The sequence below is a fragment of the Streptomyces sp. NPDC046881 genome, assembly GCF_040645015.1.
Classification (GTDB): Bacteria; Actinomycetota; Actinomycetes; order Streptomycetales; family Streptomycetaceae; genus Streptomyces.
In genome coordinates, this window is the sequence record NZ_JBEYXJ010000018.1 from 104,612 (window position 1) to 110,611 (window position 6,000).

General features: G+C 68.6%; 7 protein-coding genes and 1 pseudogene. 3 read left to right on the plus strand and 5 right to left on the minus strand.

All coding sequences use genetic code 11. From position 1 onward, the window contains the following. The first annotated feature begins 77 nt into the window (after positions 1-77). Entirely contained in the window at positions 78-563 is a 486-nt protein-coding gene (locus ABZ923_RS12210; protein WP_361470101.1) for a GNAT family N-acetyltransferase, read from the plus strand. Positions 564-783: 220 nt separating this feature from the next. Here ABZ923_RS12210 and ABZ923_RS12215 read toward each other — a convergent pair. From ABZ923_RS12215 to ABZ923_RS12230, 4 genes and pseudogenes are all read right to left on the minus strand, one after another. After that, a pseudogene (locus tag ABZ923_RS12215) lies at positions 784-867 on the minus strand (IS5/IS1182 family transposase); the annotation flags it as partial. 43 nt (positions 868-910) lie between these two features. Continuing rightward, positions 911-1,441 (minus strand): DUF6584 family protein, encoded by a 531-nt coding sequence (locus ABZ923_RS12220; protein WP_361470089.1) that lies wholly within the window; start codon positions 1,439-1,441, stop codon positions 911-913. A 287-nt stretch (positions 1,442-1,728) separates the two neighbouring features. Next, on the minus strand, positions 1,729-2,088 hold the full coding sequence (locus tag ABZ923_RS12225; protein WP_361470091.1) for a DoxX family protein: 360 nt from the start codon (positions 2,086-2,088) through the stop codon (positions 1,729-1,731). 176 nt (positions 2,089-2,264) lie between these two features. Beyond that, the gene (locus tag ABZ923_RS12230) at positions 2,265-2,759 is read right to left on the minus strand and encodes a cupin domain-containing protein (RefSeq protein ID WP_361470092.1); all 495 of its coding nucleotides are present in this window, start codon (positions 2,757-2,759) and stop codon (positions 2,265-2,267) included. Positions 2,760-2,840: 81 nt separating this feature from the next. Here ABZ923_RS12230 and ABZ923_RS12235 point away from each other — a divergent pair, with 81 nt between their 5' ends. Beyond that, entirely contained in the window at positions 2,841-3,692 is an 852-nt protein-coding gene (locus ABZ923_RS12235) for a LysR substrate-binding domain-containing protein (protein ID WP_361470094.1), read from the plus strand. A 389-nt stretch (positions 3,693-4,081) separates the two neighbouring features. On the opposite strand, the gene ABZ923_RS12240 is transcribed toward ABZ923_RS12235, so the two are convergent. After that, on the minus strand, positions 4,082-4,687 hold the full coding sequence (locus ABZ923_RS12240) for a helix-turn-helix domain-containing protein (protein WP_361470096.1): 606 nt from the start codon (positions 4,685-4,687) through the stop codon (positions 4,082-4,084). A 69-nt stretch (positions 4,688-4,756) separates the two neighbouring features. Here ABZ923_RS12240 and ABZ923_RS12245 point away from each other — a divergent pair, with 69 nt between their 5' ends. After that, complete coding sequence (locus ABZ923_RS12245; RefSeq protein ID WP_361470097.1) at positions 4,757-5,650, plus strand: NADP-dependent oxidoreductase; 894 nt, start codon at positions 4,757-4,759, stop codon at positions 5,648-5,650. Positions 5,651-6,000 lie beyond the last annotated feature (350 nt).

The following is a 6,000-nucleotide window of genomic DNA, read 5'->3' on the forward strand; positions in this document are numbered from 1 at the left end:
AGGGGGCAACGTAGATTTCGGCTGCCCCATCTCGGGAAGCGGCGCGTGGATAGAGTGTCGCCGTGCTCTATTCTCCGATGCCGCTCCAACTCGAAACCGCTCGGCTGACGTTACGTCAGTGGACCGAATCCGACATCGACGCCCATCGCGTGCTCGTCGCCGAACGTGGTGGTGGCATGCCGTCCATTGAGGACAACCGGCGGATGATCGAGGATCAGCTGGCCGCCTCGGCGCTGACAGGAATCGCTCTGCTGCCCGTCATCCGACGCGATGTGGGTGACTTCATCGGGTATTGCGGGCTCACTGTCGGTCGGGCCTCCGTTGACGAGCCGGAGATAGCCTATGAGCTGTTCCGGCGCGTGCACGGGCAGGGCTATGCCACCGAGGCGGCGTCCGCGGTGCTCGACGCGGCGATCGCGACTGGGCGGAAACGGCTCTGGTCGACGGTGCGTCCCTGGAACGCGCCCTCGTTTCGCGTCCTCGAAAAGCTTGGATTCCAGCGCGATCACGTCTCTGTTGACGACAGTGGCGAACTGGTGTGGCTCACTCGTTCCCTGCCCTAGGAAACGCGCTGCCGTGCGTCCCGGCTCCGCCGTGGTACCCGCTCAGCCAGCCACCCGGGAGCCGAAGACCATCCCACCGCTCAGGAACCAACCGCGCCACCGAGCCTACCAACGGTCCGGACATCGCCGAGTGATGTGAGGACGTGGTCTCAACAGGAAGGCACCGTCGCTCGATTCAGCGACGGCACCGCACCCGTTGCACCCGATCTCGTCCGGCCTTGAGCACGAGCAGGGGACCAAGGTGGCTGATGATCCGGACAGCCGCGGACTGCGAGACACCGAAGAGCGGGACGAGCTGCCGCAGTACAGAACCTCGAGCGCCCTCGCCGGCCCCTCGGTGACCTGGTTCAGTCGAACAGAGCAACGACCCCGTTCACCCAGATCGCGAGAAACGCCAGGGCGCCCACCAGGCAGCCGCTGCCCGCCAGTACACCGCCGACCGTCCACGGCTCGGAGGGCGCCTCCTCGTACTTTTCCTCCAGGCCGTCCCGGTAGGAGGCAGGGTCGTCCCAGTCGACGGGGTGCCCCAACTCCTCGGCGCAGGCGGTCCGCACCGCGACGAGCTGCCCTTCGGCGAAAGAAGTGGCAGCCAACGCCTCGGGGCCGCGCCAGGCCAGGGCCTTCATCCGCCACCCGGGAGATCCGTACCGCGCCTCGAAGGCGGCGGTCTCGTCGGCGTTGCGGTCCTCTTCGAGGTACATCCAGCGTCCAGCCTCGGCGGCATCGCCGTAGAGCCGGTACACCTCGGCCAGACGCCGGCGCAGCGTCAAGTCGTACGGGAAGGACGACACGAGACCGCGCAAACGCTGACGCGCGAGGGGAACCCGGCCGGCGGCCAGGTCCGCGTCGACGCGGGCAAGAGTCTCTCCCAAAGGCATGAACACATGATCAGGTACCGCACTGATCCACGTCGACCTGGTTTGCCGCTCAGCACCCGCTCGCTCACAACGGCGTCGGCTGAACCGGCAGCTCTCAGTCGGCCGACACCCACGAAAGCAACTGCCACCGAGCCGTTCGTCGCTGTCGTGTCGACGGCTGCTCGGAATCCGGGTGGAGGGCGTGGTCTTCACAAGGATCACCGATGTCCACAAGCCGTCGGTGAGGGGGGCGGCCGTTAAGCGGCCGGCCCTGTATTCGCATCCAGCGATCGAGGGACTGGGCTCGGTCACAGCCCGGTGGCCAGCCAGATGGTCACCGCCGCGGTGACGGTGAGCCCGGCGTTGAGTGCGATCCGGCGGTCCTCGCCGGTCAGGTGGACGGCGATCGCGCCGGTCTGCAGGAGTACGAAGCCGATGGCCGCGGCCGGCGCCAGCCAGGGAGCGATGCCGGTGAGCGGTGGCAGGATCAGGCCGGTCGCGCCGAGTATCTCGACCGCTCCCAGCGCCCTGATGGCAGGCAGGGGTATGCGGTCGACCCAGGCCATCATCGGTCGGAGTTGATCGCGGCTGCGGATCATCTTCAGTGTGCCTGCGTAGAAGTAGAAGAGGGCGAGCAGTGCCGCGACGATCCAGTAGGCGATGTTCATGGTTTCCGTTCATGGGCCACCGGTTCACGGCGGCCCGTCGATTGCTTCGCTTGCCACAACAGCCCTGGAGGCCCGGTCCGTCGTCCGAGGGACGGCGGACACCGGAAAGCGACGGTGTCACCGCCTTGCCGACCGCAAGGGGGACGGCCCGGCCGGGCCGTGGTGTGCCGTCGGCTTCAGGCGGGGTCGGCGGCGGGCTCGGTCGCGTAGTGGCTCATCGCTTCGATGTTGGCCTGTGGCGTGAGCGGCCGGCCGCTGACGAGCACCTCCTGGAGTTCTCGGAAGTACTGCACGTACAGGTCGGGGGTGAAGGTGCTGAGCAGGACGGCGGGTTGGTCGGTCAGGTTGGCGAAGGTGTGCGGGGTACCGGGCGGAACCATCACGAGCGTGCCCGTGGTGGCGTCGTAGTCCTCGTCCCCGACGGTGAACCGAACGGTGCCGGAAAGGACGTAGAAGCCCTCGTCGTGTAGGGCATGGCGGTGCTGCGGCGGTCCCTGGGTGTGCGGGGCGAGGACGGACTCCGCGATCGCGAGGCGGTGTCCGGTGTGGCTGCCGTCCTCCAGGATGCGCATGTGCGTGGTGCCCAGAACGATCGTCTCGCCGTCGCCGGGACCCACCACCGACACAGCGGGGTCGGTCTGCGGCTCGCTGTTCTTCGCTTCCTCGGTCATGCTCACGAGTGCACCGCCGCGGGCCTGCCCGTGTCCAAGACCCATCCCGCGGCGCCGATACCTCGTGGGTATCGTTGCAGCGTGGAGTTACGGACCTTGCGCTACTTCGTGGCGGTCGCCGAGGAACTCCACTTCGGCCGGGCCGCCGCCCGACTGCACATGAGTCAGCCACCGCTCAGCCGGGCGATCAAGCAGTTGGAGGCCGATGTCGGGGCCCGGCTCTTCTCCCGCTCACCCACGGGGGTCACCCTCACTGCGGTGGGCTCGGTGCTGCTCGACGAGGCGCGGGCTCTACTCGACCATGCCGACCGGGTCCGGGCACGCGTGAGCACGGCGGCCGGCGGCGCGACCCTCACCATCGGCATCCTGGGTGACGGCACCGACCCGGGAGTCGCCAGGCTGGCCGCCGCCTACCGCCGACGCCACCCCGGCATCGACATCCGCATCCGCGACACCGATCTGACCGATCCGACGTGCGGACTGCGCGCCGGACTGGTCGACGTCGCGTTGACTCGATCACCGTTCGACGAGACCGCTCTGACGGTGCGTGCACTGCGGACCGATCCGGTCGGCGTGGTCCTGCGCGCCGACGATCCGCTGGCCCACCGCGACAGGCTGCGGCTGGCCGAGCTGAGCGATCGTCGCTGGTTCCAGTTCCCGCAGGGCACCGACCCCGTCTGGCAGTCGTACTGGAACGGTGGCAGGCCGCGCGAAGGCCCTGTGGTGCGCGCCGTCCAGGAGTGCCTGCAGGCCGTGCTGTGGAACGGTACGGTCGGCCTGGCCCCCCTCGGACACGACCTGCCCGCGGAGCTCGCCGTGATACCGCTGATCGACATGCCGCCCAGCCGAGTGGTGGCGGTGTGGAACGAGGGAGACACCAATCCGCTGATCCGATCCTTCGTCGAGATCGCGACAGCCGCGTACCGTCACTGAGCAACGGCAACCACAGTCGCCCCAACTCGCGAACGGTTCGGAGTCGTCGCGCCACCCTCTCCGCACATCCGCTCATCGCCGATGGCGCCGACGCCCTGATGACGGTCGACGAGCGTCTCGGCCGATCGGCGGTGAACCCGGCGCCCCAGCCACTGTTCGTGGTCGATGGCATGGAACTCGCCTACGCGAGCCGGGCGCACTGTGCGGTCGTCCGCGTCAAGGCGGCGGCAGCCGGGCCAGTTGGCGTAATCGTCCCAGCCCCCGCCCAGCAACTGCCCGCGTCCCGGGTCGTGACTCCTGCCTGCGGTGCGAAGACGCGTATGCCCTTAGCCCACCGGCACGACGAGCTGACGCCGACCACCTCGGCGCCGGACGGGGTCGAGTCCCGACTACGGTGCGGCCGTACCGGTGGAGTTAGTAGAGGGGCAGGTGACCTCCCAGGCCGCCTCGATCATCTGGAAGATCTCGTCCACCGCGGCCTTCGGATCGGCCGCCTCACGGGCCAGCGAATAGGCGTCGATCACAAACCGCGCGATCGCCCGGCAGGCCGTTGTGGTCCGTGACAGGTCGGGATCGGCGGCGATGGCCGCTGCCAACGACTCCGCGTGGCGCAGCCTCATCGACTCCTCGTACCTCCGCAGGGCGGGTGACTCGTCGATCATGCGCCAGATCGGGGCGGCGCTGTCCGCCGTGCAGTGACGCACCAGGGCCTGGATCTCACGGCGCAGTGCGGGCATGAGCGGCTCGTGCGGCGGCCGTTCGGTGACCGCTCGCGTCAGGCGTTGCTCGAAGTCTTCGTCCTGTTCGAACACCAGGGCCTCTTTCGAGGCGAAGTGAGAGAAGAGCGTGGTGACCGCTACGTCGGCCTCGGCAGCCACGTCACGGATGCCTACCGCGTCGTACCCGCGTTCCAGGAAGAGCCGCAGGGCGGCGTCAGCGATCTTCTGACGGGTCAGGGCCTTCTTGCGCTCACGGCGTCCGGTCGGAACGGTCATGCTACGACGCTATCAGGTGCAAATCCATAACAGGTTCAAAAGACTATCCGTTAGTGCTACGGTCGCCGCATGAAGAAGGTGAGCTTCGCCGAGTTCGGCGGTCCGGACGTCCTGCACCTCATAGATGCCGAGGAGCCCCACGCGGGCCCCGGCCGGATACGCATCGCCGTGCGGGCGGCTGGCGTGAATCCCGTCGACTGGAGGATCCGTGAAGGCCAGGTCCTGGGGGCCCATCCGACCGAGTTGCCCTCCGGAGTCGGACTGGACGCCTCCGGGGTGGTGGACGAGGTCGGTGAAGGCGTCGAAGGGGTCGAGGTCGGCGACCGCGTGTTCGGCGAAGGTTCGAGCACGTATGCCGAGTTCGCCGTGTTGTCGGCCTGGGCCTGTATGCCCGAGGGGCTGACGTTCGAAGAGGCGGCCGGCTATCCCTCCGTGGTGGAGACCGCGCTGCGCATCATCCGCGAGGTCGGTGTGCAGTCCGGGCAGACACTGCTGGTCAGCGGTGCGTCCGGTGGAGTCGGATCGGCGGTGCTGCAGATCGCCCGTGACCGCGGCATCAGGGTGATCGGCACGGCGGGCGCCGCGAACCAGGACTACCTGCGGAGCCTGGGTGCCGTCGCCACGACGTACGGCGAGGGATGGGTCGCTCGGGTGCGGGAGCTCGGCCATGTCGACGCGGCTCTCGACGTGGCCGGCTCGGGTGTGATCCGCGAGCTCGTCGAGCTGACCGGGGATGCGCAGAGGGTGGTATCCATCGCCGATCTTGATGCGCCGGAGTTCGGTGTCCGCTTCTCCGGCGTCGCCGGGAGCATGCCGGAAGCGCTCGCCGAGGCCGTCGGCCTCATCTCGCGGGGAAGGCTCCACATCCCGGTCGAGAGGTCGTACACGCTCGCCGAGGCCGCGGCGGCGCACACCGACAGCCAGGCCGGACATACCCGCGGGCGCCGGGTTCTGGTCGTCTGAAGCCAGCGATGCGTCGCCCTCAAGGAGAAGGTGACGGTGACGCCGGCGGGTGGTTTCTGGTCGGTGGGACGCGCTTGGTGGCGCCAACTGGTCACCCTGTCACGCCGCCGACTCTCATGGAATCAACCTCGCCGGCTCGGTCATCGCTGAACTGCCGCCAGCCCATGGGCCCGTCCACACCAATATGGACGACGGCAAGCGTCGGGAGGCCTCCGCTTTCGTCTGGGCCTACGTCACCCGAGGCGAACCCCGGTGCCGGCCGGACCGGACTTCCCCTGGGAACGGCTGGACCAGGGCCGGGCCAAGGTCCTGGTCACCCTCGGCACGGCCAACGCCGACACCGGCGCCCG

What these genes read in the sequence shown, in the direction of transcription:
- ABZ923_RS12210 (WP_361470101.1), top strand. Translation starts at nt 78, where the DNA reads ATGCCGCTCCAACTCGAAACCGCTCGGCTGACGTTACGTCAGTGGACC.
- ABZ923_RS12220 (WP_361470089.1), bottom strand. Translation starts at nt 1,441, where the DNA reads ATGCCTTTGGGAGAGACTCTTGCCCGCGTCGACGCGGACCTGGCCGCC.
- ABZ923_RS12225 (WP_361470091.1), bottom strand. Translation starts at nt 2,088, where the DNA reads ATGAACATCGCCTACTGGATCGTCGCGGCACTGCTCGCCCTCTTCTAC.
- ABZ923_RS12230 (WP_361470092.1), bottom strand. Translation starts at nt 2,759, where the DNA reads ATGACCGAGGAAGCGAAGAACAGCGAGCCGCAGACCGACCCCGCTGTG.
- ABZ923_RS12240 (WP_361470096.1), bottom strand. Translation starts at nt 4,687, where the DNA reads ATGACCGTTCCGACCGGACGCCGTGAGCGCAAGAAGGCCCTGACCCGT.
- ABZ923_RS12245 (WP_361470097.1), top strand. Translation starts at nt 4,757, where the DNA reads ATGAAGAAGGTGAGCTTCGCCGAGTTCGGCGGTCCGGACGTCCTGCAC.